The organism is Bradyrhizobium sp. AUGA SZCCT0160, assembly GCF_018130105.1.
Lineage (GTDB): Bacteria > Pseudomonadota > Alphaproteobacteria > Rhizobiales > Xanthobacteraceae > Bradyrhizobium.
The window spans coordinates 204,704-227,483 of record NZ_JAFCMD010000003.1 but is presented as its reverse complement, the minus strand read 5'-3'; the positions used below and the strand labels follow the sequence as shown (position 1 = coordinate 227,483).

Sequence of the window (22,780 nt, the reverse complement as noted above, 5' to 3'; positions counted from 1 at the left end):
GCACTGCAAGCTGCGATCATTAAATTAGGCTGCAAATCAGCCTTTGACGCCCTCAATTCCGAAGCATGACCCGCCCATGAGCTATATCGAAGCGACAGATACCTCCTTGCGAAAGACCGGACAGATCAAGCTGCATGGCGCGAGCGGTTTCGCCGGCATGCGCAAGGCCGGCGCCCTGGTCGCCAAATGCCTCGACGAGCTCACCGACATCGTCAAGGAAGGCATTCCTACCTCGCGGATCGATGAATTCGTCCGCGATTTCGCTTTCAGCCACGGCGCCTACCCGGCGACGCTGATGTATCGCGGCTACCGCTATTCGACCTGCACCTCGATCAATCACGTGGTCTGCCACGGCATGCCCGGCGACCGCGCGCTGAAGGAAGGCGACATCGTCAATATCGACGTCACCTTCATCGTCGACGGCTGGTACGGCGATTCCAGCCGCATGTATGCGATCGGCCCGATCGCCCGCAAGGCCGAACGGCTGATCGAGATCACCTATGAGGCGATGATGCGCGGCATTGCCGCCGTAAAACCCGGCGCCACCACGGGCGACATCGGCCACGCCATCCAGAGTTTTGTCGAGCCGCAAGGCATGAGCGTGGTGCGCGATTTCTGCGGCCATGGTTTGGGACGCATGTTCCACGACGAGCCGAACATCATCCATATCGGCAGGCCCGGCGAAGGCGTGGCGCTGAAGCCCGGCATGTTCTTCACCATCGAGCCGATGATCAATCTCGGCAAGCCGCATGTGAAGATCCTGTCCGACGGCTGGACCGCGGTGACGCGCGACCGCTCGCTGTCGGCGCAGTTCGAGCACTCGGTCGGCGTGACCGCTGATGGCGTCGAAATCTTCACGCTGTCGCAACGCCACGCCGAGAAGCCGCTGGTCAAGGCATAATTGGACCGGCGCGTAACCCTACCTCGCAAGCCGAAGGCCGTCGTCTTCGATATGGACGGCCTGCTGATCGACACTATTCCCGCCTATGTCAGCGCCATGGTGGAGGCCGGCCATGATGTCGGACACGTCGTCTCGAAAGACTATGTGCTGTCGCTGGTCGGGCTGCTCGGCCTTGAGCTGGAAGCGCAGCTTCGCACCGACCATGGCACGGCATTTCCGCTCCCTGCCTATATGGCCGCGGTCTCGGCACGGCTTGGTCCGATCCTGGATGCCGGCGTTCCCTTGAAGACCGGCGCATCAGAATTGCTGGCAGCACTGGCACGGGCGGACATGCCAATGGCGGTCGGGACCTCGATGACGCGGAAGGAAGCGCTTCATCATCTGAACCGTTGCGAGGTCGAACATTTCTTCCGCACCGTCGCCGCGCGAGACGACGTGGCCCGCGGCAAGCCGCATCCGGACGTTCACCTGAAGGCGATGTCAGCGCTGGGGTTCGAGGTCCGCGATTGCCTGGTCCTCGAAGATTCCTTCAACGGCGTGCGCGCAGCGCATGCGACCGGCGCCATGGTGATCATGGTACCGGATGTCGTGGCGCCAACGCCGGAGATCGCAGCGCTTTGCACGCTGGTGGCCGCCGACCTGCATCAGGTCGGGGAGATCATCGGGAGGATGGAAGCCTCGGCCAACTAATTCCTGCCGTTCCGGTAAGTCATGATTGCAACGGCACGGGACGCTGGATGCCGATACCGTGAGAACGACGGCCGACGCCGCTTGTTGCAAATGGTTCTCAATACCAATCCTGCCGTGTGCGCTCCTGCGGCAAGATGCCGATCCCTTGAGTTGAATCCTTGCGGAATACGCCGCGCGCGACGGGGTAGAACTCGACGCGGACGCTCTCAGTCGGGGCCTCCGACGGGCGATCAACCAAGGGAGCAAGAACAATGTTCGAGATTTCACGTCGTGATCTGATTCTCGGGAGCACGGGGGCTGCGCTCGTATTCGGCCTCAAGGGGCCGGTTTCGTTTATCGATGCGGCACACGCGCAGCGCGCCGCGGACAGCCTCAAATACAAGGTCGGGGACATCGAGGTGTTCAGCCTGCATGAGGGCTCCGTCGAGCGCACCGTCACTGAAGCGATGGTCAAGAATGCCTCGCTCGACGACGTCAAGAAGGCGCTGAGCGCGGCGGGCATCGGGCCAGACAAGATCGACAACCCCTTTACCGTCACGGCGATCCGGACCGGTGGCAAGGTCGTGCTGTTCGATACCGGATTTGGCGGCAACGGTCCGGCCACCGTGGGCAAGCTCGCCGACAATATGAAGGCTGCCGGCCTCGATCCCGCGACCGTCTCCACGGTCGTGATCTCGCATTTTCATGGCGACCACATCTCTGGCCTGTGGGTGAAGGAGACCAGCGCGCCGGTATTTCCGAACGCGGAAATCATGATGCCCGAGGCCGAGTACAAGTTCTGGACCGATCCGGCGCTGGTCGAGAAGTTGCCGGAAGCCAACCGTCCGATCGTCAAGCGCATCCAGGCGACGTTCCCGACCTGGAAGAACATCAAGCAATATAATGACGGCGCCGACCTCGCGCCCGGCGTCAAGGCGATCGCCACGCCTGGCCATACTGTCGGACACATGTCCTTCCTGGTGGCCTCCGGTGGACAGCAGCTCTACATCCAGAGCGACGTCACCGGCATGCACCAGCTGTTCGTCAGGAATCCCGGCTGGTTCTCCAGCTTCGATGCCGATGGCCCGAAGGCGGAAGCCACGCGCCGCGCTCTGTTCGATCGTATCATCGCCGAGAAGGGCATGATCGCCGGCTATCATTTCGGCTTCCCGAATGTCGGCACCCTGTCGAAGGACGGCAACGGCTATGCGTTCGCGGCCGTGAAGGCCTGATCGCGCCCTGGTCCGAAACGAGTGGAAGGCGCCGCATGGCGTGCGGCGCCTTTTCTCTATCCGAAATCCGCCGCCGCCCCGCACTTCAGAGTTGCAAAAGCTGGCCGGCACGGCATGCTTGATGCCGATGCCCGCCAAGAATAGCGATCCCAATGCCGAACCCGCCGAGACGCCGCATTACCACGGCCATCGCGAGCGGCTGCGCGAGCGCTTCTACAGCGCCGGGCCGGACGCGCTCAGCGATTATGAGCTGCTGGAGATGGCGCTATTCCCCGCCCTGCCCCGGCGCGACACCAAGCCGCTGGCCAAATTGCTGCTGAAGAAGTTCGGTTCCTTTGCCGAAGTCGTCCACGCGCCGGAAGCACGCCTGCGCGAAGTCGAGGGGATCGGCGATGCGTCCATCCACCAGATCAAGCTGCTCGCCGCCGCCGCAAGCCGGGTGGCAAAAGGCGAGATCAAGCGCAGCATCGCGCTGTCGTCCTGGAACGACGTGATCGGCTATTGCCGCAGCAGCATGGCATTCGCCGACAAGGAACAGTTTCGCCTGCTGTTCCTCGACAAACGCAATCAACTCATCGCCGACGAGGTGCAGCAGACCGGCACCGTCGACCACACCCCGGTCTATCCGCGCGAGGTGATCAAGCGCGCGCTGGAATTATCGGCGACCGCGCTGATCCTGGTGCACAACCACCCGTCCGGCGATCCGACGCCCTCGCAGGCGGACATCCAGATGACCAAGGCGATCGTCGACATCGCAGCTCCACTCGGTATCTCCGTGCACGACCACATCATTGTGGGCAAGAACGGGCATGCGAGTTTGAAGGGGATGCGGCTGATCTAGCAAGACGGCCTTCAGGCGCGAAGCCAATCAGCTACCTTGTCGGCCTCTGCACAGAGCTCACGATCTCGCGCGCGGCATTCTGCAGATCGGCAAGGTGCCGGGCTGCAAAATCCTCCACCGTGAACGCCGTCCTGATCCAGCGAAAATTGATCGAGCCATGAACGCGCCTGCCATCGAACAGCGCCACGGCAACTGCAGAAGAAGTTCGGGCTTACGCCGGCGGAAGTCGGACTCATTCACGAATTAATCCAGGGCAGCAGCCTTCAGGCCGCCGCGGACCGGCTTGGGATCAAGATTGCGACGGCACGGACCCATCTTCAGCGGATCTTTGCGAAAACCGGCACGACGCGTCAGGCCGAACTCATGCGTCTGATGTTGACAAGGGAGCATTGGGCCCGGCCCGGCAGAAACTAATTCACCAACAGAACCTCGCCGACACGGTCGATGTCGTAGCCTGCAAGTTCTGTGGCATGCTCGCGGAACGCCGCCGAGCGCAGGAAGCCGAACAGGCGCTGCGGCCCGGGCAGGAAGTAATCGCGCTGCCGCAGCACCAGGTCAAAATTCTCCCATGTCAGCGGCAGGAATTCGAGCGCGGCGGCGAGCGCGACCGACCTTGTTGCGATCCCGCAATCGGCGCGGCCCGAACGCACCGCCTGCGCGATGTCGGTCCCGGTCGGACAAACCGGCTTCAACAAAGTGAGATCGTGGGCTGCGAGGCCGGCGCGGGCCAGCAGCGCGAGCAGCAGCAGTTGCGCGCCGGCACCGAGCGGACGCTGCGCCATGCGCGCGCCGGTCCGCGCGACCGATGCAATATCGCTCAACTTCAGTGGATTATCAGGTGCGACCAGGATGCCTTGCTCGCGCCGCGCAAACGAAATCACGACGGCATCGTGCAACCCCGGTGCGCCGGCAACGGTTGCGATATTCACCTGCTCATCATCCGCACCATCTTCCTGGGCGTGCAAATGGATCGCCGCGGCCATTACCTCGCCGCGCGTCAGCCGCCGCAATCCTTCTTCGCTGCCTTCCGGCAGGCTCGCGAGACCGCAGCCGCTCTCGCGCAGCGCCCATTCCAGCAGGGGATCATGACTGCCGCCAAGGATCGGAGGGGCTGCGACATGGGTGAGCGCCGCCGGCGCGATCAGGCCGGCCGTCACCCAGCGGTCAAGCGCCGCGCGCGGAAACAGCCATCGTCCCGTCACCTTGGTGCACGGCACGACGCCTTGCGCGACCAGCTCGTAGAGCTTGCGCTCGGACAGACGCAGGTAGATCGCGGCCTCGTCGGTGGTGAGCAGATCGGCCATGGGCAAATAAGCACAGACATGCATTAATATGAATAGGTTACGAAATTTGACCATAACCGCGGCTTCTGCACAAGATGCGCAGAAGGATGGATTTCGATGCCGGGCGATGTTTCTGCGCTTCAACTGGTGCTGACCGGTGACCCAGCGCTGCTGGCCATCGTGCGGCTGTCGTTGATCGTGAGCCTTTCCGCCGTCGTCCTTGCCGCCCTGATTGGAATCCCCTTCGGCGCAGCGCTGGCGCTGATCCAGTTTCCCGGCCGTCAGGCCGTCATCATCGTGCTCAACGCGCTGATGGGCCTGCCGCCGGTGGTGGTCGGGCTGGCGGTTTTCCTGGCGCTGTCGCGTGCGGGCCCGCTCGGCTCATGGGGCCTGCTGTTCACGCCGAAGGCGATGATCATCGCGCAGACGGTGCTGGTGGCCCCGATCATCGCGGCCCTCACGCGCCAGACCATCGAAGATCTGTGGCTCGAATACCGCGACGAACTCAATGCGATGAATGTCGGCCCGGTCGGCCGGGTGGCGACGCTGATCTGGGACGCGCGGTTTAGCCTAGTCACCGCACTCCTCGCCGGGTTTGGCCGGGCAGCGGCCGAGGTCGGCGCGATCATCATTGTCGGCGGCAATATCGACGGCTTCACCCGCACCATGACGACCGCAATCGCGCTGGAAACGTCCAAGGGCGACCTGCCGCTGGCCGTCGGACTCGGCATGGTGCTGATCGTGATCGTGATCGCGGTCAACGCGCTCGCCTGGACCGCCCGCCGCGCGGGCGAGCGGATGGCGGGGTGACCATGCGCGCACCAATTTCCGATCTGCCGATCAGGTTCGAGAACGTCACCGTCGCCGCCGGGGCGGTGACGATCCTTGGCGGCATCAGCCTCACGCTGAATCCGGGGAGGCCGACCATTCTGATCGGCCCGAACGGCTCGGGGAAGAGCACGCTGCTGCGCACGGCGATGGGTCTGGTGCGGCCATCACAGGGGCGCGTGACGTGGGGAGGACGGGAAGATGTCCCGCCGACGCGGCGCGCCATCGTGCTGCAGCGCCCGGCCATGCTGCGGCGTAGCGCAAGCGGCAACATCCGCTACGCCCTGCGCGCGTCTGATGTCGCGCGAACGGAGCAGCAAAGCCGGATCGATGAATTGCTGGCGCTGGTCGGCCTCGGCCAACTGGCCGATCGTCCTGCGCGCCGGCTGTCGGGCGGCGAACAGCAGCGGCTTGCGCTGGCGCGCGCGCTCGCGCGCGATCCTGCCATCCTTTTTCTGGACGAGCCGACCGCGAGCCTCGATCCCGCCGCCACCAAGGCGATCGAGGACATCGTCCACGCGGTGAGCCAGCGCGGCATCAAAATCGTCATGGCGACCCATGACCTCGGCGAAGCCCGGCGGCTGGCGGGCGACATCGTCATGCTTCACCGCGGCCGCGTGGTCGAAACCGGCCCGGGCGCGTCGTTTTTCAGCACACCACAAACCGGCGAAGCGAAAACGTTCCTCGCCGGCGAACTGCTCGTTTGACTGATCTTTTGGAGGACATGAAATGTTTACTCGCCGCTTGCTGATGGCGATCGCCGTCAGCGCCGTTTTCGCCGGCTCCGCTTTCGCGCAGGACAAATCGATCCTGGTGGCGTCGACCACCTCGACGCAGGATTCCGGCCTGTTCGGTCACCTGCTGCCGATGTTCAAGGACAAGACGGGCATCGACGTGAAGGTGGTTGCACAGGGCACCGGCCAGGCGATCGATACCGGCCGCCGCGGCGACGCCGACGTGCTGTTCGTCCACGCCAAGGCGGCGGAAGAAAAATTCCTCAGCGAAGGCTTTGGCGTCAAGCGTTACCCTGTCATGTACAACGACTTCGTCCTGGTTGGCCCGAAAAGCGATCCTGCCGGCATCAAGGGATCAAAGGACATCGTCGCCGCGTTCAAGACGCTCAAGGACAAGGGCATCGACTTCATTTCGCGCGGCGACAAGTCCGGCACGCACCAGGCCGAGCTCAATCTCTGGAAGGTCGCCGGCATCGACATCGCGGCGGACAAGGGCCCTTGGTACAAGGAGATCGGCCAGGGCATGGGCGCCGCGCTCAACACCGCGGCGGCTTCAAACGCCTATGTGCTGACCGATCGCGCCACCTGGCTTTCGTTCAAGAACAAGGGCGAACTCGTCATCGAGGTCGAAGGCGACAAGCGGCTGTTCAACCAGTATGGCGTCATGCTGGTGAACCCGGCGAAGCATCCGAACGTCAAGAAGGATTTCGGCCAGCAGTTCATCGACTGGCTGGTCTCGGCCGAAGGCCAGAAGGCGATCGCCGATTTCAAGATCAACGGCGAGCAGCTGTTCTATCCCAATGCCAGCGATCCGGGCGCCTGATGCGCATTCGCCCTCTTGCAAGCCTTGCGGTTCTCGCGTTGATGTCAGCACCAGCCATTGCGGAAGACCAGGTGCTGCTCCATGCCGCCGGCAGCCTGCGCGGCGCGCTAAGCGACGTTGCGGCCAGTTTCGAGGCGGCCACCGGGACCCAGGTGAAGGCAAAGTTCGGCGCATCCGGTTTGCTGAAGGACGAGATCGCCGGCAGCGCCAAGGCTGAAGTGTTCGCTTCCGCCAACATGGAGCACCCGCGCGCATTGGCGTTCGCCAAACGCAGCGGCCCGGCGGTGCTGTTCGCGCGCAACAAGCTGTGCGCATTGGCGAGGCCGGGGCTCGCGATCGAGCCCGCGACGCTCCTCGACCGGATGCTCGACGCCGAGATCAAGCTCGACGCCGCGCGCCGACCCGTCGGGCGACTATGCTTGGGAAGTGTTTCGCAAGGCCGACAGGATCAAACCGGGCGCCTACGCCCTGCTCGACAAGAAAGCGCTGCAGCTCACCGGTGGACCGACCAGCCCGCCGGCACCTCCGGACCGTTCGATCTATGGCAAATTGCTCGCACAGCGCGCCGCCGACATCTTCCTGAACTATTGCACCGGCGCGCTGGCGGCGCAGAAGGAAAATCCGGCGCAGCAGATCGTCGGCCTTCCCGATGCGCTGGCGGTCGGCGCCGACTATTGACCGTGATCAACGATGCGTCGGCCCCTGCCTACAAATTCGCGTTGTTCATTCTTTCCACCGAGGGCCAGCAATTGCTCGCCAAGCACGGATTTGCCGCGCCGGGTGCGGCGCCATAGGGGATTAGTCAGGTCAGCGGGATTCATCGGATATCATCGCGATCAGGCCTGACGAACATGTCCAGCGCGGCTTGGAAGCTAGATTTGGCAGCCCAGGTAGGCCACCTTGCCGCCCCGCGGAAGAATGCCTATGACCGGACGGCCAGTGTTCCCTTAGGCGGAAGAACGAATGGACCGCATCGACGCGATGAAAGTCTTTGTCTCCGCCGTCGACGAGGGCAGCCTCGCCGGTGCCGGCCGGCGCCTGCGCCGGTCACCGGCCGCCGTGAGCCGCGCGATCGCCTTCCTCGAGAACCATGTCGGGGCTGAACTGCTGCATCGCACGACGCGGTCGCTGAAGCTGAGTGAGGCCGGCGAGCGCTATGTCGCTGCGTGCCGCCGCGTCCTCGTCGAACTCGAGGAGGCCGATCTCGTCGCCGGCAGCGAACGCTCGGCGCCGCGCGGCACGCTGACCCTAACCGCGCCCATCATCACCGGTGAAGATATTTTGCGGTCGATCCTCGAAGCCTTCATGAACGAATATCAGGCGGTGACCGCGCGCCTCGTTCTGCTCGACCGGCCGGTGAATCTGATCGACGAGGGCATCGACGTTGCGCTCCGCATCGCACATCTCGCCGATTCGAATTTCGTCGCAGTGCGTGTCGGCGAAGTTCGCCGCGTGATCGCGGCGTCACCGGGATATCTGGCGCGGCATCCCGTCATCCGCGAACCGGCCGATCTGGCAAAGCACCGTATTGTCGCCATGACCCATTTCGGACTGGATTCCTGGAGCTTCCCGCCGCTGAAGGGATCCTCCGTTCCACGAGTGGTCCAGTTCGCGCCGCGGCTGGTCGTCAACACGGTTCGCGCGGCGATCGCCTCCGCGACGGAAGGGCACGGGGTCACGCGGCTGTTTTCCTATCACATCGCCGACGAAATCCGCGACGGGCGACTACAACTGCTGCTCGGCAAGGACGAACACCCGCCGCTGCCGGTCCACCTGCTGGCGCCGCAGGGGCGCTTGTCGGTACCGAAGGTGCGCGCCTTTGTCGACTTTGCCGCGCCGCGCCTGAAGCGGTATTTCACTCGGCTTTCGAGCGAGGCCGACAAGAACGCCAGCGCCATTCGTGCGCGCGGCGGAAGAGTGCCTTCCGAATAGGGGCATTCGCACCGAAACCTGGAAGAACTAGCCTGATCTCCATCGGCGCCACACGGCCCGGCGGCAAACCTGCCGCTTCACAGAGATCAGGAGGCTACCATGGGTAAGGAACAGAAAGTCGTCATCATCACCGGCGCATCGCAGGGTATCGGCGCGGATCTGGTGAAGGGATATCGCGATCGCAACTACCGCGTCGTCGCCAATTCCCGTTCGATCAGGCCGTCCAGCGATCCGGATGTTCTGACCGTCGCGGGCGACGTTTCCGACCCGGCGACCGCGCAGAAAATCGTGTCGCAGGCGCTAGAGCGTTTCGGCCGCATCGATTCCCTGGTCAACAATGCCGGCATCTTCGTCGCCAAGCCGTTCACCAGCTATACCGCCGAGGATCTTGCGTCGGTCATTGCAACCAATGTTGGGAGCTTCTTCTACCTGACAAAACTCGCCGCGGCCGAGATGCTGAAGCAGGGTTCGGGTCACATCGTGCAGATCACGACCAGCCTGGTCGACCATGCCAACAGCAACGTTCCCTCGGTGCTGGCCTCGCTGACCAAGGGCGGTTTGAACGCCGCCACCAAATCCCTGGCGATCGAGTACGCAAAGCGAGGCATCCGCGTCAACGCTGTCTCCCCAGGAGTCATCAAGACCCCGATGCACAAACCCGAAACGCACGAATTCCTGGCCAATCTGCATCCGGTCGGGCGCATGGGCGAAGCCAAGGACATCGTCGACGCCGTGCTGTTCCTGGAAGGAGCCGCCTTCGTCACCGGCGAGATCCTGCATGTCGATGGCGGCCAGAGCGCCGGTCACTGACAGCCATTCGGAACAACTCCAGCAAGGACAATGAACATGCCCATCGTCACCATCCAGATCACCCGCGAAGGCACCCACCCCGGTGCCGACGCGGCCACGCCTGAAGAAAAGGCCGCCCTGATCAAGGGCGTCAGCCAGCTGCTGCTCGACGTGCTCAAGAAGCCGCTGGAGTCGACCTTCGTCGTCTTCGACGAAGTCGACACCGGCAATTGGGGTTGGGGCGGCCTTCCCGTGCTCGACTACCGAAAGAAGCGTGCGAACGCGCGCACGGGCTCCGTAGGCTAGCGGGAAGGATGCTCGAAATACGGACAGGGACTACGCCACCCTGTTCGCGATCGGTGCGGACGCTGTCACCGTCTCGCTGGCGATTGACCTCGTTACCACGACCGAACGAGGAAGATAGCTTCCGCGCCTCACGGCCTGACCCAGCGCTGCACCGCTTCTGCCGTATCCGCCGGCGTAGTGTTGAAGCAGATCCGGACATGCGGCACGTGGATCAGGACGAGATTGATGATCTTCTCGAACAGCAGCAGTCGTTCCGGGGGCTCGCGCAGGCCGGCGCCGATCACCACGCAATCCAGATGTCTCGATTTGAGCGCGGCAACGGTCACCGCCTCGGCGGTTTCGCCGGGATCGATCAGACAGCTCTCCGCGTCGTAGCCGAGCGCGCGCAGTATTTCGATTTGCGCCTCGATGAAATTCCTGACGAGTTCGGGTGTCAGCCCCGGAAAGGCGTTGAAATCCACAAACGAAGGCTCGTTGCCGATCGCGAGCACGGTCTTTTTCGCCATGCGTTGGTTCCATATCGGGTGAAGCGCTCGCGGACCAAACGCATGGATGCTCGCGCCGGTTCCCAATCCCCTCTTGATATGACAATTCGATTGACGCCGAAGCATCGATGTCGTGATCCCGACTAGGATGGACGTCAGTCGCCGGTATCGGCGCTGGATGTCTCACAGGAGAACAACATGGCAGCAATCGACAACGCCAACCAAAGCCTGGTCGTCACCGCGTTCTGGGAGGTCAATCCGGGCGAGGAAGCGGCGGTCGCCAGTCTACTGAAAGATTTCCTGCCGCAGGCGCAGCGCGAGCCCGGCGTGAAGGAATTCCAGATCCATCAGAACCTGGCCGAGCCGCGGAAATACTTCTTCTACGAGGTGTTCGCGGGCGAAGCAGCCTTCGCCGATCATCAGCAAACGCCGCACTTCAAGAACATCATCGTCGGCCAGGCGATTCCAAAACTTGCGAAGCGCGAACGCTCGCAATTCCGCTTCATCTAGGCTCAAGCCGGCGCGCCGCTGCCTGCTTCGGCGGCGCGCCGCTTCAACAATTCCTGCTCGCGCTTGTTGCCGGCGAGACTGGCGGCGGCCTCGAACGCGGCGCGCGCTTCTTCGAAGCGCCCGAGTTTGTGCAGGAGATCGCCGCGAACGCTTCCCAGCAGATGATAGGTCTTCAGCGCGGGTTCGTGCGCGAGACGGTCTACGATCGCAAGCGCTGCCGCTGGTCCCTCGGCCATGCCGACCGCTACGGCGCGGTTAAGTTCGATGATGGGCGAGCGAACCAACGCGGCCAATTCAGCGTAGAGTTCTGCAATCCGCGGCCAGGGCGTCTCATCGGGCGCCGACGCCTGAGCGTGGCAGGCGATGATCGCCGCCTGTAACGCGTAGAAGCCGCCGGCGCCGCCGAGTTCGTGCGCCCGCGTCAGTGCCGAGATGCCGCGGCGGATCTGAAGCTGGTCCCACAGCCCGCGGTTCTGGTCCATCAGCAGGATCGGATCGCCGGCTTTGTCGGTGCGCGCGGCGATGCGCGAGGCATTCAATTCCATCAGCGCCAGCAGGCCATGCGCCTCGGATTCCTGAGGCGCGATCGAGGTCAGCACGCGCCCCATCCGCAGCGCGTCATTGCAGAGCTGCGGCCGCAGCCATTCGTCGCCGCGGGCCGCGGTATAGCCTTCGTTGAAGATGAGGTAGACGACCTCGAGCACAGAAGCGAGCCTTTCGGAAAGCTCCTCGCCGCGCGGGGTCTCGTAAGCGAGACCTGATTCCGACAGCGTCCGCTTTGCCCGCACGATCCTTTGGGCAATGGTCGCCTCCGGCAGCAGGAACGCGCGCGCGATCTCGTCCGTGGTCAGGCCGCAGATCATCCGCAGCGCCAGCGCGGCGCGGGCTTCGCGCGACAGGCGCGGATGGCAGGCAGTGAAGATCAGCCGCAGCAATTCATCGCCGATATCGTCGTCGAGTGCGCTGTCGAAATCGGGCATGGCCTGCTGTTCCTGCTCCATGTCCCGCGCCACGATCTCGTGCTTGCGGGTGAGCATCTGGCGGCGGCGCAGATGATCCAGCGCGCGCCGCTTGGCGATCGCCATCAGCCAGGCGCCGGGCTTTTCCGGAACGCCCGTGACAGGCCAGTGCTCGATCGCCGCCAGCAGCGCTTCCTGCGTCAGGTCCTCGGCCAGCGGCACGTCGCGCAGCATCCGCGACAGGCTGGTGAGCAGCCGCGGCTGCTCGATGCGCCAGACGGCGACAACGGTGCGATGGATGTCGGCGGCGGTCATCGCCGCCGACGCTGCTTGCATGGTGAGGGCCTCAAGAGGCGGCCCGCGCACTGACCGAGCAGGCCGCCTCCCAATCCGCCGTCACAAAAGCGCGGACTTCGCACGTGCCTTCCCAACCCGGCATGTAGTCGCGGTGGACCTGCATGAACTCGACCGCCTTCTCGATCGCCTCCTGCTTGTCGCGGAGTTCGAAGATCGCATAGCCGCCGATCACTTCCTTGGCTTCCACGAACGGCCCGTCCACGACACCGAGCCTGCCGTCCGTGATCCGCACCTGCGCGCCCGATGTGCGCGGTTGTAGCGCACCACTGGTGACCATGCGGCCCGCCTTGATTTCGCGTTCGGCGAGCTTGTGCACGGCCGCCATCAGTTCGGGCGTCGGCGGTGTGGGGTGGACAGGCGTAACGATATACATGAAGCGCATGTGAAGAACTCCCTTGTGAGCCAGCCACCACTATCGCTGGCTAGCGGCGGCCGGGATGGCGAACGGCGATGATCAGGAACACTCGCCCGGCGCGCCGTCGAAGAACGCGCGAATCTCGCACGTCCCTTCCCAGCCCGGCATGTGATCGACGTGGAGCTGCATGAATTCCTTCGCCAGCGCCACCGCCTCTTCCTTGCTGCGCAGTTCTGATATCGCGTAGCCGCCGATTACTTCCTTGGCCTCCACGAACGGGCCATCGACGACGCTGAGCTTGCCGTCGGTGATGCGCACCTGCGCACCCATCGCCAGCGGCATCAACCCGCCGGTGTCCAGCATGCGGCCGGCCTTGATTTCCCTGTCGGCGAGCTTGTTCATCGCCTCCATCATTGCTGCCGGCGGCTCCGCGGGCGGATGGGACGACATTACGATCGACATGAAGCGCATGAAAAACTCCTGTTTGAGGCGAGCCGCAGGCACCGAGCCCGCGGAACTGTCCCGCTATTTCAGACGACGAACGGGATTGCCGGGAATCGACAGGGGTTTTGACAATTTTTCGAGGGGACCAATGGACGCGGCAATCCGGGATCAGCGCAGGCTGATCCGGGATCAGCACAGCCTCGGCAGTAATCCTGGCCTCATCCGGTGCAAAACAGCCGGTTTCGATCCGCGCCACCGCGCAAATAGGTCGTCAACGCCAATATTTCCGGTTCGGTCAAGTCCTGGCGCAAGGGGACGCCGGGGAATTCCCGTGCCATCATGGCCTTTGCCGCCTCGGGCTGCTCGCCCTTGACCACCACGGTGAGATATCTGGCAACCGCCTTGACCTCGCGCCGCTCCTGAACGGTCCTGGGCTGCGGCAGCTTTGCCGACGACCCGGCCATCAAATCCTCGAGCGCGACCCAGGCAAGCCGGCGCTGGTTGGTATCGGGATCGTCGACCGTCGGCCGGCCCGCGTAGGTCAGTGCGGTCAGATAATAGTGCGCAGCCGCGATGTAGTCGCGGACCGCGGGCAGCATCGGCTTGTCGTTGCGCAGCGGCATCAACCTGACGTCTCCGCCGGTGGCGGAAGCGAGATAGCAGCGCCAATGCTGCAGGGCGGAGAGCTCGGACACCATGATGCCCGCGCGCAGCCGGCGCAATTTTTCGGGCTCTATCTTGACGAAGACACGCGGTTCTTCACCTGCGGCCTGACGCAAGAAGAGGGTACCGTCGTCCACATCCACCCGACCCTCGACCATCCAGGCACTTGTTGCGCTCACGCTGCGCGCGCGGATGGTCGGATCGCCGCGCGGCGAATCAATTCGGTTCGCCGCGGTACTGATATCGCTGAAAAGGAGTTTGCTTCCGGATGCAAGGATCTGTTCCTTGCCGGTGGCAGGGGCCGAACCTGAAAGCGCGAGCCGTCCGGTGGCCACCAGCGGTGCATCGCTGCAGAGATTTTCCTTGGCGCAATAGCCGGGATCGATACCGTAAAATCCCATCATGCGGTTCTCGAACCGCCCGTCGCTCTCGATGATGAGAAGCTCCTCCATCGGCACGATGGTGCCGTCCCGCCACAGCGGTGGAAAGGCGACGTTGTCTACCGCGATCCACCAGCCCGCAAGTTGGGATGGAACCGATGACTGCGCCGAAGCCGATCCCGCAGCCGTCAAAACCAGGAAGGTAATGGGCGCAATCAACATGCGCTGTAAACAGCCCAAGAGCGACATGACCGAATTCCTACGGTTCCTGTCCCGCTGCCGTTCAGCTTCGACGCGACCGAACCGCGTGCGCGTGACCTGGCGACAACAATTGGTGATCGCTGCGGCTTAGAAGAAAGGCTGCGACAGCGAAAAAGGTTCCGCCGGCCCTCCTGTGGTCGGGGCCGGCGCGGATGGTGCCTACTGCCCCCGGATCATGATCAGGGGATCGGCGCTGTCGGGCACCCGCCGCCATTGCGCATTGTCGTCGGCCTCGAACTGCCAGGTCTGGCCGCTGGCCGACAGCAATATCATCCGGCCGTGATCGAGCCGCCACTGGTTGGGCGCGAACGCAGCCACCGCTGGATCGCAGCGCGGCTTCAAAAACACCTGGAAATTATCGCCGGTCGCCTCGGTGTTGGTGAGCGTCAGGCCGCAGATCGCCTTGCCATTGCCGCGCACCATCGACCAGTCGCCGATCATCTGGTCCATCGATTTAGCGAGCGAGCGGGCGGCTGCGAGATTCTGCAGGATGTAGACGCCTTCGCCGGTCCGCAGTCCTTCGAAAATGCCGCTCTCGACTTCCGTGAAATCGATTACCGGCTGGCCGGCGGCATCCTGCAGCCGCACGATGTCGCCGAGGCCCTTGATATTCCAGGCGATGATATCCTTGGTGAAGGGCAGCGCCGCCGCGCAGCTGGGCTCGAGTTCCAGTTTCAATCCCTGCGGCGTCGCATCGCCCTTGAACGTGACGACGCAGGTCTTGCTGCGTTCGGTGGTCGCAAGCTCCCACTGGCCGACCATGTCCTTCTGCAGGTTCGGCCCGCCCTGCGACCGCGCCGGTGACCCGGAAGCAAGCAGAACGGCAAGCAGCGCCCATAGCACTGCGACCGCGACACCTGGGCGGCCAGAGCCTTTTCCGTTTCGATTGAATCGAAACGGGGCACTGGATTCCTTATTTTGACGCGTTTTCTTGCCGCGAACCGGGACCACTTCGCTGGAAAACGCTACGCGAGGCATCAGCGCCCCTTCACCGGCGTTTCCGGCACCGGCGTCAGCGGCGCCTTGCCGGCAAACCAGTTCTTGATGTTATCGACCACGAGCTGATCCATGGCATTGCGTGTGACCACCGAGGCCGAGCCGATATGTGGCAGCAGCACGACGTTTTGCATGGCTTTCAGATCGTCCGGCACGCTCGGCTCGTTGGCAAACACGTCGAGCCCCGCCGCCAGGATCGTCCCCGACTTCAGCGCCGCGACCAGCGCCTCTTCGTCGACGACCGAGCCACGCGCCACGTTGATCAATACGCCGCGCGGCCCAAGCGCCTTGAGGACATCGGCATTGATCATCTTCGCGGTGGAGGCGCCGCCCGGCACGATCACGATCAGGGTGTCGACCGCCTTCGCCATTTCCAGCAGGTCGGGGTAATGCTTGTAGGAGACCGCCGATGACGGGTTGCGCGAATGATAGGAGACCGGCACCAGCGAAGCCTCCAGCCGGCGGCCGATCGCCTGGCCAATGCGGCCCATGCCGACAATGCCGACCTTGCGGTCGCGCAGCGAGCCGACGCTCAGGGGATAATTCTGCGTCTGCCACAGGCCCGAACGCAGATAGCGGTCGGCCTTGACGAATTCGCGCAAGGTCGAGATCAACAGCCCCATCGCGACGTCGGCGACCTCTTCGGTCAGCACGTCGGGCGTGTTGGTGACCACCACATTGTGTTCACGCGAATAGTTGCAATCGACGTGGTCGTAGCCGACGCCGAAGCTGGCAATGATTTCGAGCTTGGGAAAATGCGACAACGCCTTGGCGTCGGCCGGCACCGAATGATAGGTCACCGCCATGCCGCGGGTCTTGGCCAGCACGTCGGGCGTCAGCCGTTCGAGATCCGCCCGGCTCTCCGCCTTGTGCAATACATATTGGTCGGAGAAGCCGTTTTCGAGGATCGGCCTGATTGGCCCATAGACCAGCAAATCGATCTTTTCGGACGAAATATTCCCGGCAGCCATCAGTTTTCCTTTCGAAGCGCGCTTTCATGCCAGCGCCGCAGTACCAGATGCGAAATTAGCGCCAGCAGGCCATAGATGACAATCCCGGCGACGGAGAGCAACAGCAGAGCGGCGAACATTCGGGGAATGTTGAGACGGTAACCGGACTCGGCAATACGGAACGCAAGGCCCGAGCCTGCGCCCGCCGTGCCGGCCGCGATTTCGGCGACCACTGCGCCAATCAGGGATAGTCCGCCTGCGATCCGCAATCCACCGAGAATATAGGGCAATGCTGTCGGCAATTTCAGGTACCGCAGCGTCTGCAGCCGCGACGCGCCATAGAGGCTGAACAGGCCGGCCAGATTGCGGTCGACCGAATTGAGCCCGAGCGTGGTGTTAGACAGCACCGGAAAGAAGGCGACGATCCAGGCGCAAACGATGACCGCGGTTTGTTGCTGCAAATAGATCAGCAGCAACGGTGCGATCGCGATCACAGGCGTGACCTGCAGGATCACCGCATAGGGAAACAGCGAATATTCCAGCCATTTCGATTGATTGAACAACAGCGCCAGCGCGACGCCGCCGATCGCGGCGGCGATGAAGCCTTCCAGCGTGGTCAGCAAGGTGACGCCGAGGGATTCCGATAGCACCGGCCAGTCCGCGACCAGCGTCTGGAACACCGCTGATGGCCCCGGCAGCACATAAGGCTGGATGTCGTTGACGCGCACCACCAGTTCCCACAACGCGATGCCGGCGCCGAGCACCACGACGGGTAGCAAGAACCGAACAAAATCCCGTGAAGAACTCATGCGCCTGTTCGCCCCGAATAAGGGGGCACCAGCGCTTGTGAGACCTCGCGGCAATAGGCGGCATAGGAAGCCGACATCCGGAAGTCCTCGACCCGCGGCTCCGGCGTGTCGATACGAAATTCAGCGCTGACGCGCCCCGGCCGTGACGACATCACGACCACGCGCTGCGACAGATACACCGACTCGAACACCGAATGGGTGACGAAGATGACCGTCATATTCAGCTTGCGCCACAACTCCAGGAGATCGTTGTTGAGACGGAAGCGCGTGATCTCGTCGAGTGCGGCGAACGGCTCGTCCATCAGCAGGATATCCGGACGGGTGACCAGCGCCCGCGCCAGCGATACCCGCATCTTCATGCCGCCGGACAATTCGCGCGGGTATGCAGCGGCGAACTCCGACAGGGCCACCTGCGCCAGCGCCTCGCTGATCCGCCGGTCCGCTTCCGTCGTCGCCATGCCGGCAAGCTTCAGCGGCAGCCGGACATTGTCCTGCACGCTGGCCCACGGCATCAGGGTCGGCTCCTGAAACACGAAGCCGATGTCATGACCCGCGCGGGTTTCGTTCGCGCGGTGCGAAACGGCAACCACACCCGAACTCGGCGTGGTCAGTCCCGCAATCAGCCGCAAGGCGGTGGATTTGCCGCAGCCGGAGGGGCCTAGCAAGGAGACGAATTCGCCACGCTTGACGTCGAGGTCGAACGGTCCAAGCGCGGCCACGCCATTGTCATAGACCTTGGTGACGTCACCAAGGCTCACCGCCATCGCATCAGACAAAGCGGGACCGGCCATCACGCCTAGTTCTTCGGCCGCAGATTGAGGCCGACGCCCTTGTTGATGAAGCGCAGCGTATAGGCCTGGCGGTAGTCGATATCGCGGCGAACCACGCCGGCGCGCACCATCTTGTCGAAGAAGCTGGCGACGCGGGCATCTGTCATGGCGCCGATGCCATCCTTCAAGGTGTCGCCGGAATCGACGATGCCGTATTCCTTCATCTTGGCCGTGGAATATTTCAAGAGTTCATCGGTCATTTCCGGATTGAGCTTCTTGATCATGGCATTGCCCGGCGTGTTGTCGCCGTAGAGATAATTGTACCAGCCGATCATGGACGCATCGACGAAGCGCTGCACCAGATCGGGTTTCTTGTCGACGATCTCGGTACGGGTCTCGATCAGGGTCGAATAGGCGTTGAAACCGTAATCGGCCAGCAGCACGACGTTCGGCTTGAAGCCGGCGGCCTTTTCGACCGCGTACGGCTCCGAGGTGACATAGCCCTGCATCGCGCTTTGCTTGTTCACGATGAAAGGCTGCGAGTTGAAAGTGTAGGGTTTGACCTTGCTCTCGCTGAACCCATACTCGGACTTCAGCCACTGGAAATAGCTCGTAATGCCTTCCTTCGACACCAGCAGCGTCAACGGTTTGAGATCCTCCAGTTTGCTGATCTTGAATTCCGGATGGGTCAGAAAGACCTGCGGATCCTTCTGGAAGATGGCGGCGACCGCCACCAGCGGCACCTTGTTCGTGACCGCATCGAAGGATTGCAGCGTGTTCGCGCTCATGAAGAAATCGAGCTTGCCGGCGATCAGCAGCATGCGGTTGTTGGTGTTGGGGCCGCCCGGCACGATGGTGACGTCAAGCCCGTAATTCTTGTAGGTGCCGTCGGCGACCGCCTGGAAGAAGCCGCCATGCTCGGCTTCCGCGACCCAGTTGGTCCCAAACGAGACCTTGTCGAGGGTCTGCCCGCGCGCAGGCACCAGCGCGGCCACCAGCGCCAAAAGGGCTGCGGTTAACGTTCGCGGCAAAAAGGCCGGGTTCATGGTTGGACTCCGTCGATCATTCTGGCCCATGATAAGGAGGGTGTGGACGTGGATCACGCCCCCAAGGAGGGAGATATCGTCCCTGGTTGGCTAACAAACTACCCTGCAAATCCATTCAAAGAAACGCTTGGCTCGATGACTTCGTCCGTTCCGCCCCGCAACTGGACCGACATCCACTGGCCCGATATCGCAGCCAGCGGCCCCGAGCGCTGGATCGCGGTGCTGCCTCTGGCGGCAACCGAACAGCACGGCCCGCATTTGCCTGTCGGCACCGACGTCATGATCGGCGAGGCCTATCTGGCGCGGGTCCGCGAGCTGCTGCCGGCGAGCGTTCCGGTCACGTTCCTGCCGCTGCAGCCGGTCGGGATTTCCACCGAACATATCGATTATCCGGGCACGCTGACGCTACCCACTGAAACCGCGCTGAAGAGCTGGATGGCGCTCGGCGAAAGCGTCGCGCGCGCCGGCGTCAAGAAGCTCGTGATGGTGACGAGCCACGGCGGCAACAGCGCGGCGATGACGCTGGTCGCGCAGGATCTTCGCGCACAACATGGACTGTTCGTGGTCACCACCAGCTGGTCGCGCTTCGGTGTCCCGGACGGACTGTTTTCGGCTGAAGAACTGCGCCACGGCATCCATGGCGGCGCGATTGAGACCTCGATCATGCTGGCGCGATATCCGCAAACCGTGCGCGAGCAGGCGATCATCGATTTTCGCCCGAGCAGCATCGCGATGGAAAAGGATCACCGCTGGCTGTCGGCGCATCGGCCCGCGCCATTCGCCTGGCAGGCGCAGGACCTGCACGGCAGCGGCGCCATAGGCGACGCCACCCAGGCCTCCGCCGAAAAGGGCGAGAAGCTGCTCGATCACGGCGCCCGCGCGTTCTGCGAATTGCTTGACGATGTCGATAAATTCGACGTGAAGAGGCTGGCGACCGGGCCCGATTACATCCTCTAAGCGACTGTATAGACTGCCGAATAATCTCCAATCCGGATTCCCTAAACTTCGTTCGAACCGGAATCGGGATGGCGCCGTCCAACTGGGTGCGGACCACGATGACCGCCTTACGGCTGCTCTCGTGGTTCCCTGTCCGGCATGGCGCCTCATCCACCTGTGCCGAACCAGACCCGCCCGGTTGTCCCCCCGGGCGGGTCATTTTTGGCCAGCCATCCCTGCCCCACCGCTGTTGCAAAACCGTCATGTAGGAATGCCATCCAAGACGGACTCCATCGCCTTATTGTTGCGAGTTAATGGCAACTGGGATTGGGGTGTATGGTGCGTTTTTCCGATCTGGCTTTGAGCGGACGAATCGGGAAGAAGCCGACCGGGGGCGGCAGGGTTGATGACTTCATTTCTTGGGTGGCGGCCGGCGTTCAAATCTGCAGTGATGGTGCGAGACCGCAGCCCGCTTCGCGCTGGACCAGGCCGCACCATGGGTTCGTACCGCCATTTCCTGCAGCATGTTTTGGCTGGCGCCGCCGTCGGTGCCATGACGCTCGCCAGTCCCGTCCTGGCGGCTGATCTGTCTCTCAAGGCGCCTGCACTCAAGGCCGTCTATAACTGGACTGGTTTCTATGTGGGCGGCCATGCCGGTTATGGCGCCGGCAGCCTCGGCCCGGGCACCAACACTGAGCCCTTGCAGGGCGTGTTCCTTCCCCACAGCGTCACGGGACTGACCGGCGGCTACCAGGCCGGCTACAACCACCAGCTGGCAAACAGGGTCGTGCTCGGTGTGGAGGCTGACGTTTCGTTCGGCAGTCCGGTGGACATTCCGCGGCTCGCGCCGGTGCCGTTCAACAGCACCATCGATTACATCGCAACCGCGCGCGGCCGGGTCGGCTACGCTATGGGAACGTGGATGCCTTACGTCACGGGCGGCCTCGCTTGGGGAAGCACCCATGTCAACCTCAACGACACCGGGGTCATCATCCCGCCGAAGCGGTACCTCACGCATGTCGGCTGGACCGCGGGCCTCGGCATCGAGGTGGCGGTCGGCGGCAACTGGACTGCCAAGGCCGAATACAACTATGTCGACCTGGCGCCGCGGACCTATGACCTGACCGATGTCGGATTGCCGCGCGTCAACGTCGATCCCAACATTCATCTGTTCAAACTCGGACTGAATTACCGGCTGTGGGAGACGCCGCCTTGGGCGGGTCCCACACCGGTCGATGGACGCACCGCGCTTCCCGAGCCGAAAAACTGGAATGTACACGGTCAGACCACGGTTATCGCGCAAGCCTATCCGCGCATGCGCTCGCCCTATGAGGGCACCAACAGTCTTCCGGGCGGCGGCCAGGGCCGCCAGACCTGGACCGCGGACGTGTTTCTCGGCTGGCGGCTGTGGCAGGGCGGCGAGTTCTATTTCAACCCCGAACTGGCGCAGGGTTTTGGCCTCAACAGCACGCTGGGACTTGCCGGCTTCTCCAACGGCGAAGCCCAGAAAGGCGGCGCGCCCTATCCGAAATATCGCCCGCAGCGCTACGTCTTTCGCCAGACCTTCGGCCTTGGCGGCGAACAGGAAGACGTCGCCGACGGTCCGATGCAACTGGCGGGCAAGCGCGACATCGACCGCGTCACGGTCACAGTCGGCCGCTTCGCGGTCGGCGACTATTTTGACGGCAACTCCTACGCCAAGGATCCCCGCGTCGACTTCATGAACTGGGCGATGTGGTCATCTGCGGCCTACGATTTCCCCGCCGACCTCCCCGGCTTCACCCGTGGCGCCGTGGTCGAACTCAATCGCAAGGACTGGGCAATTCGCGCCGGCCTGTTCCAGGTCCCCAACGCGCCGAACAGCGACGTCCTGGTGTTCAAGTCCGGCGGCGCGGTGGTTGAATTCGAGGAGCGCCACACGATCTTCGATCAGCCCGGCAAGCTCAGGCTCGGCATTTTCGGCAATCGCGGCAACACCGGCAGCTACCGGAACGCGCTGGGGATAGCAGCGGCGGACCCGACGCTTGACATCAACGACGTCATCGTCGGCATCCGGCGCGAAAACACCAAATACGGATTCTACATCAACGCCGAACAGCAGATCATTAGGGATGTCGGGATGTTCGCCCGCGCGAGTTGGAACGACGGGCGCAACGAAATCCTGTCCTTCACCGACGTGGATCGCAGCGTTTCCGCCGGGTTATCGGTCAAGGGCAGTTATTGGGGCCGGCCGAGCGATACGTTCGGCATCGGCGGCGCCGTCAATGGACTTTCATCTGGCCATCGCGACTTCCTGGCGGCGGGCGGCCTCGGCCTTTTGATCGGCGACGGCCGGCTCAACTACCGCAATGAAAGTATCTTCGAGACCTTCTATGCGTTCGCGCTCGACAAGAATTTCACGTTGACCGCTGATTATCAGCGGATCGCAAACCCCGCCTATAATGGCGACCGTGGCCCCGTCCATATCTTCTCGGGTCGCTTGCACGGCGAGTTCTGAGCCTCGGCGTCAGAAGCTTCGGCA

Annotated in this window: 26 protein-coding genes and 1 pseudogene; 16 read left to right on the top strand and 11 right to left on the bottom strand. The window is 63.2% G+C overall.

From position 1 onward, the window contains the following. Window positions 1–76: 76 nt before the first annotated feature. The 5 genes from map to JQ558_RS07170 all read left to right on the top strand — a co-directional run bounded on the left by map (window position 77) and on the right by JQ558_RS07170 (window position 4,057). Entirely contained in the window at window positions 77–901 is an 825-nt protein-coding gene (gene map, locus JQ558_RS07190) for a type I methionyl aminopeptidase (RefSeq protein ID WP_212209681.1), read from the top strand. Then, window positions 902–1,591: an HAD family phosphatase gene (locus JQ558_RS07185; protein WP_212293229.1), complete on the top strand. Its 690-nt coding sequence runs from the start codon at window positions 902–904 to the stop codon at window positions 1,589–1,591. It begins immediately after the preceding gene. 251 nt (window positions 1,592–1,842) lie between these two features. Further along, window positions 1,843–2,802 carry an MBL fold metallo-hydrolase gene (locus JQ558_RS07180; RefSeq protein WP_212209683.1) on the top strand — a complete coding sequence of 320 codons (960 nt, stop codon included), beginning with the start codon at window positions 1,843–1,845 and terminating at the stop codon, window positions 2,800–2,802. Window positions 2,803–2,929: 127 nt separating this feature from the next. Continuing rightward, the gene (gene radC, locus JQ558_RS07175; protein WP_212293337.1) at window positions 2,930–3,643 is read left to right on the top strand and encodes a RadC family protein; all 714 of its coding nucleotides are present in this window, start codon (window positions 2,930–2,932) and stop codon (window positions 3,641–3,643) included. Between the two features lie 192 nt (window positions 3,644–3,835). Continuing rightward, window positions 3,836–4,057, top strand: a complete 222-nt coding sequence (locus tag JQ558_RS07170) for a LuxR C-terminal-related transcriptional regulator (RefSeq protein ID WP_212293336.1) — start codon at window positions 3,836–3,838, stop codon at window positions 4,055–4,057. Here the strand turns inward: JQ558_RS07170 and JQ558_RS07165 are convergent. After that, window positions 4,054–4,947 (bottom strand): helix-turn-helix transcriptional regulator, encoded by an 894-nt coding sequence (locus tag JQ558_RS07165; protein ID WP_212293228.1) that lies wholly within the window; start codon window positions 4,945–4,947, stop codon window positions 4,054–4,056. The genes JQ558_RS07170 and JQ558_RS07165 overlap by 4 nt on opposite strands. A 96-nt stretch (window positions 4,948–5,043) precedes the next feature. On the opposite strand from JQ558_RS07165, the gene JQ558_RS07160 reads away from it, so the two are divergent. The 8 genes and pseudogenes from JQ558_RS07160 (at window position 5,044) to JQ558_RS07130 (ending at window position 10,338) form a co-directional block, all read left to right on the top strand. Further along, entirely contained in the window at window positions 5,044–5,736 is a 693-nt protein-coding gene (locus tag JQ558_RS07160; RefSeq protein WP_212293227.1) for an ABC transporter permease, read from the top strand. A 2-nt stretch (window positions 5,737–5,738) separates the two neighbouring features. Continuing rightward, entirely contained in the window at window positions 5,739–6,461 is a 723-nt protein-coding gene (locus JQ558_RS07155; RefSeq protein ID WP_212293226.1) for an ABC transporter ATP-binding protein, read from the top strand. A gap of 22 nt (window positions 6,462–6,483) precedes the next feature. Continuing rightward, on the top strand, window positions 6,484–7,311 hold the full coding sequence (locus JQ558_RS07150) for an extracellular solute-binding protein (protein ID WP_212293225.1): 828 nt from the start codon (window positions 6,484–6,486) through the stop codon (window positions 7,309–7,311). Further along, a pseudogene (locus tag JQ558_RS38330) lies at window positions 7,311–7,676 on the top strand (substrate-binding domain-containing protein); the annotation flags it as partial. The gene JQ558_RS07150 and the pseudogene JQ558_RS38330, both read left to right, overlap by 1 nt. A gap of 61 nt (window positions 7,677–7,737) precedes the next feature. Continuing rightward, complete coding sequence (locus JQ558_RS38325) at window positions 7,738–7,989, top strand: hypothetical protein (RefSeq protein WP_409410491.1); 252 nt, start codon at window positions 7,738–7,740, stop codon at window positions 7,987–7,989. A gap of 285 nt (window positions 7,990–8,274) precedes the next feature. Then, on the top strand, window positions 8,275–9,243 hold the full coding sequence (locus JQ558_RS07140; RefSeq protein WP_212209689.1) for a LysR family transcriptional regulator: 969 nt from the start codon (window positions 8,275–8,277) through the stop codon (window positions 9,241–9,243). Between the two features lie 99 nt (window positions 9,244–9,342). Continuing rightward, entirely contained in the window at window positions 9,343–10,053 is a 711-nt protein-coding gene (locus tag JQ558_RS07135; protein WP_212293223.1) for an SDR family NAD(P)-dependent oxidoreductase, read from the top strand. Between the two features lie 36 nt (window positions 10,054–10,089). Beyond that, window positions 10,090–10,338, top strand: coding sequence for a 4-oxalocrotonate tautomerase family protein (locus JQ558_RS07130; RefSeq protein WP_212293222.1), 249 nt, complete (start codon window positions 10,090–10,092; stop codon window positions 10,336–10,338). Window positions 10,339–10,466: 128 nt separating this feature from the next. On the opposite strand, the gene JQ558_RS07125 is transcribed toward JQ558_RS07130, so the two are convergent. Beyond that, window positions 10,467–10,844: a hypothetical protein gene (locus JQ558_RS07125; protein WP_212293221.1), complete on the bottom strand. Its 378-nt coding sequence runs from the start codon at window positions 10,842–10,844 to the stop codon at window positions 10,467–10,469. Between the two features lie 177 nt (window positions 10,845–11,021). On the opposite strand from JQ558_RS07125, the gene JQ558_RS07120 reads away from it, so the two are divergent. Beyond that, window positions 11,022–11,333: a putative quinol monooxygenase gene (locus tag JQ558_RS07120; RefSeq protein ID WP_192739249.1), complete on the top strand. Its 312-nt coding sequence runs from the start codon at window positions 11,022–11,024 to the stop codon at window positions 11,331–11,333. 2 nt (window positions 11,334–11,335) lie between these two features. Here JQ558_RS07120 and JQ558_RS07115 read toward each other — a convergent pair whose 3' ends face one another. From JQ558_RS07115 to JQ558_RS07075, 9 genes are all read right to left on the bottom strand, one after another. Next, a complete protein-coding gene (locus JQ558_RS07115) occupies window positions 11,336–12,607 on the bottom strand; it encodes an RNA polymerase sigma factor (RefSeq protein ID WP_212293335.1) in 1,272 nt (423 codons plus the stop codon). A gap of 31 nt (window positions 12,608–12,638) precedes the next feature. Further along, a complete protein-coding gene (locus JQ558_RS07110) occupies window positions 12,639–13,031 on the bottom strand; it encodes a YciI family protein (protein WP_212275398.1) in 393 nt (130 codons plus the stop codon). 72 nt (window positions 13,032–13,103) lie between these two features. Continuing rightward, entirely contained in the window at window positions 13,104–13,475 is a 372-nt protein-coding gene (locus tag JQ558_RS07105) for a YciI family protein (protein WP_192739251.1), read from the bottom strand. 191 nt (window positions 13,476–13,666) lie between these two features. After that, window positions 13,667–14,713, bottom strand: coding sequence for a hypothetical protein (locus tag JQ558_RS07100; RefSeq protein ID WP_212293220.1), 1,047 nt, complete (start codon window positions 14,711–14,713; stop codon window positions 13,667–13,669). A gap of 198 nt (window positions 14,714–14,911) precedes the next feature. Beyond that, window positions 14,912–15,583 carry an AprI/Inh family metalloprotease inhibitor gene (locus JQ558_RS07095; RefSeq protein WP_249142388.1) on the bottom strand — a complete coding sequence of 224 codons (672 nt, stop codon included), beginning with the start codon at window positions 15,581–15,583 and terminating at the stop codon, window positions 14,912–14,914. A 146-nt stretch (window positions 15,584–15,729) separates the two neighbouring features. Then, on the bottom strand, window positions 15,730–16,719 hold the full coding sequence (locus JQ558_RS07090) for a 2-hydroxyacid dehydrogenase (RefSeq protein WP_212293218.1): 990 nt from the start codon (window positions 16,717–16,719) through the stop codon (window positions 15,730–15,732). Further along, complete coding sequence (locus JQ558_RS07085) at window positions 16,719–17,507, bottom strand: ABC transporter permease (RefSeq protein WP_212293217.1); 789 nt, start codon at window positions 17,505–17,507, stop codon at window positions 16,719–16,721. The genes JQ558_RS07090 and JQ558_RS07085 overlap by 1 nt, the downstream gene beginning before the upstream one ends. Continuing rightward, window positions 17,504–18,298 carry an ABC transporter ATP-binding protein gene (locus tag JQ558_RS07080; protein WP_212293216.1) on the bottom strand — a complete coding sequence of 265 codons (795 nt, stop codon included), beginning with the start codon at window positions 18,296–18,298 and terminating at the stop codon, window positions 17,504–17,506. Before JQ558_RS07080 ends, JQ558_RS07085 begins: the two co-directional genes overlap by 4 nt. A gap of 5 nt (window positions 18,299–18,303) precedes the next feature. Beyond that, window positions 18,304–19,323, bottom strand: a complete 1,020-nt coding sequence (locus tag JQ558_RS07075; RefSeq protein ID WP_212293215.1) for an ABC transporter substrate-binding protein — start codon at window positions 19,321–19,323, stop codon at window positions 18,304–18,306. 135 nt (window positions 19,324–19,458) lie between these two features. Here JQ558_RS07075 and JQ558_RS07070 point away from each other — a divergent pair, with 135 nt between their 5' ends. Both JQ558_RS07070 and JQ558_RS07065 read left to right on the top strand, forming a co-directional pair. Next, window positions 19,459–20,280, top strand: coding sequence for a creatininase family protein (locus JQ558_RS07070; RefSeq protein ID WP_212293214.1), 822 nt, complete (start codon window positions 19,459–19,461; stop codon window positions 20,278–20,280). Between the two features lie 475 nt (window positions 20,281–20,755). Further along, window positions 20,756–22,756, top strand: a complete 2,001-nt coding sequence (locus JQ558_RS07065) for a carbohydrate porin (protein WP_212293213.1) — start codon at window positions 20,756–20,758, stop codon at window positions 22,754–22,756. The last annotated feature ends 24 nt before the right edge of the window (window positions 22,757–22,780 follow it).

Excerpts from the sequence above, each read along its gene's own strand:
- JQ558_RS07105 (WP_192739251.1), bottom strand. The coding sequence starts at position 13,475 with ATGCGCTTCATGTCGATCGTAATGTCGTCCCATCCGCCCGCGGAGCCG.
- JQ558_RS07090 (WP_212293218.1), bottom strand. The coding sequence starts at position 16,719 with ATGGCTGCCGGGAATATTTCGTCCGAAAAGATCGATTTGCTGGTCTAT.
- JQ558_RS07160 (WP_212293227.1), top strand. The coding sequence starts at position 5,044 with ATGCCGGGCGATGTTTCTGCGCTTCAACTGGTGCTGACCGGTGACCCA.
- JQ558_RS07120 (WP_192739249.1), top strand. The coding sequence starts at position 11,022 with ATGGCAGCAATCGACAACGCCAACCAAAGCCTGGTCGTCACCGCGTTC.
- JQ558_RS07085 (WP_212293217.1), bottom strand. The coding sequence starts at position 17,507 with ATGAGTTCTTCACGGGATTTTGTTCGGTTCTTGCTACCCGTCGTGGTG.
- JQ558_RS07065 (WP_212293213.1), top strand. The coding sequence starts at position 20,756 with ATGGGTTCGTACCGCCATTTCCTGCAGCATGTTTTGGCTGGCGCCGCC.
- JQ558_RS07135 (WP_212293223.1), top strand. The coding sequence starts at position 9,343 with ATGGGTAAGGAACAGAAAGTCGTCATCATCACCGGCGCATCGCAGGGT.
- JQ558_RS07100 (WP_212293220.1), bottom strand. The coding sequence starts at position 14,713 with ATGTTGATTGCGCCCATTACCTTCCTGGTTTTGACGGCTGCGGGATCG.
- JQ558_RS07165 (WP_212293228.1), bottom strand. The coding sequence starts at position 4,947 with ATGGCCGATCTGCTCACCACCGACGAGGCCGCGATCTACCTGCGTCTG.
- JQ558_RS07140 (WP_212209689.1), top strand. The coding sequence starts at position 8,275 with ATGGACCGCATCGACGCGATGAAAGTCTTTGTCTCCGCCGTCGACGAG.
- JQ558_RS07125 (WP_212293221.1), bottom strand. The coding sequence starts at position 10,844 with ATGGCGAAAAAGACCGTGCTCGCGATCGGCAACGAGCCTTCGTTTGTG.
- JQ558_RS07155 (WP_212293226.1), top strand. The coding sequence starts at position 5,739 with ATGCGCGCACCAATTTCCGATCTGCCGATCAGGTTCGAGAACGTCACC.
- map (WP_212209681.1), top strand. The coding sequence starts at position 77 with ATGAGCTATATCGAAGCGACAGATACCTCCTTGCGAAAGACCGGACAG.
- JQ558_RS07150 (WP_212293225.1), top strand. The coding sequence starts at position 6,484 with ATGTTTACTCGCCGCTTGCTGATGGCGATCGCCGTCAGCGCCGTTTTC.
- JQ558_RS07070 (WP_212293214.1), top strand. The coding sequence starts at position 19,459 with ATGACTTCGTCCGTTCCGCCCCGCAACTGGACCGACATCCACTGGCCC.
- JQ558_RS07180 (WP_212209683.1), top strand. The coding sequence starts at position 1,843 with ATGTTCGAGATTTCACGTCGTGATCTGATTCTCGGGAGCACGGGGGCT.
- JQ558_RS07130 (WP_212293222.1), top strand. The coding sequence starts at position 10,090 with ATGCCCATCGTCACCATCCAGATCACCCGCGAAGGCACCCACCCCGGT.
- JQ558_RS07115 (WP_212293335.1), bottom strand. The coding sequence starts at position 12,607 with ATGACCGCCGCCGACATCCATCGCACCGTTGTCGCCGTCTGGCGCATC.
- radC (WP_212293337.1), top strand. The coding sequence starts at position 2,930 with ATGCCCGCCAAGAATAGCGATCCCAATGCCGAACCCGCCGAGACGCCG.
- JQ558_RS07110 (WP_212275398.1), bottom strand. The coding sequence starts at position 13,031 with ATGCGCTTCATGTATATCGTTACGCCTGTCCACCCCACACCGCCGACG.
- JQ558_RS07075 (WP_212293215.1), bottom strand. The coding sequence starts at position 19,323 with ATGAACCCGGCCTTTTTGCCGCGAACGTTAACCGCAGCCCTTTTGGCG.
- JQ558_RS07080 (WP_212293216.1), bottom strand. The coding sequence starts at position 18,298 with ATGGCCGGTCCCGCTTTGTCTGATGCGATGGCGGTGAGCCTTGGTGAC.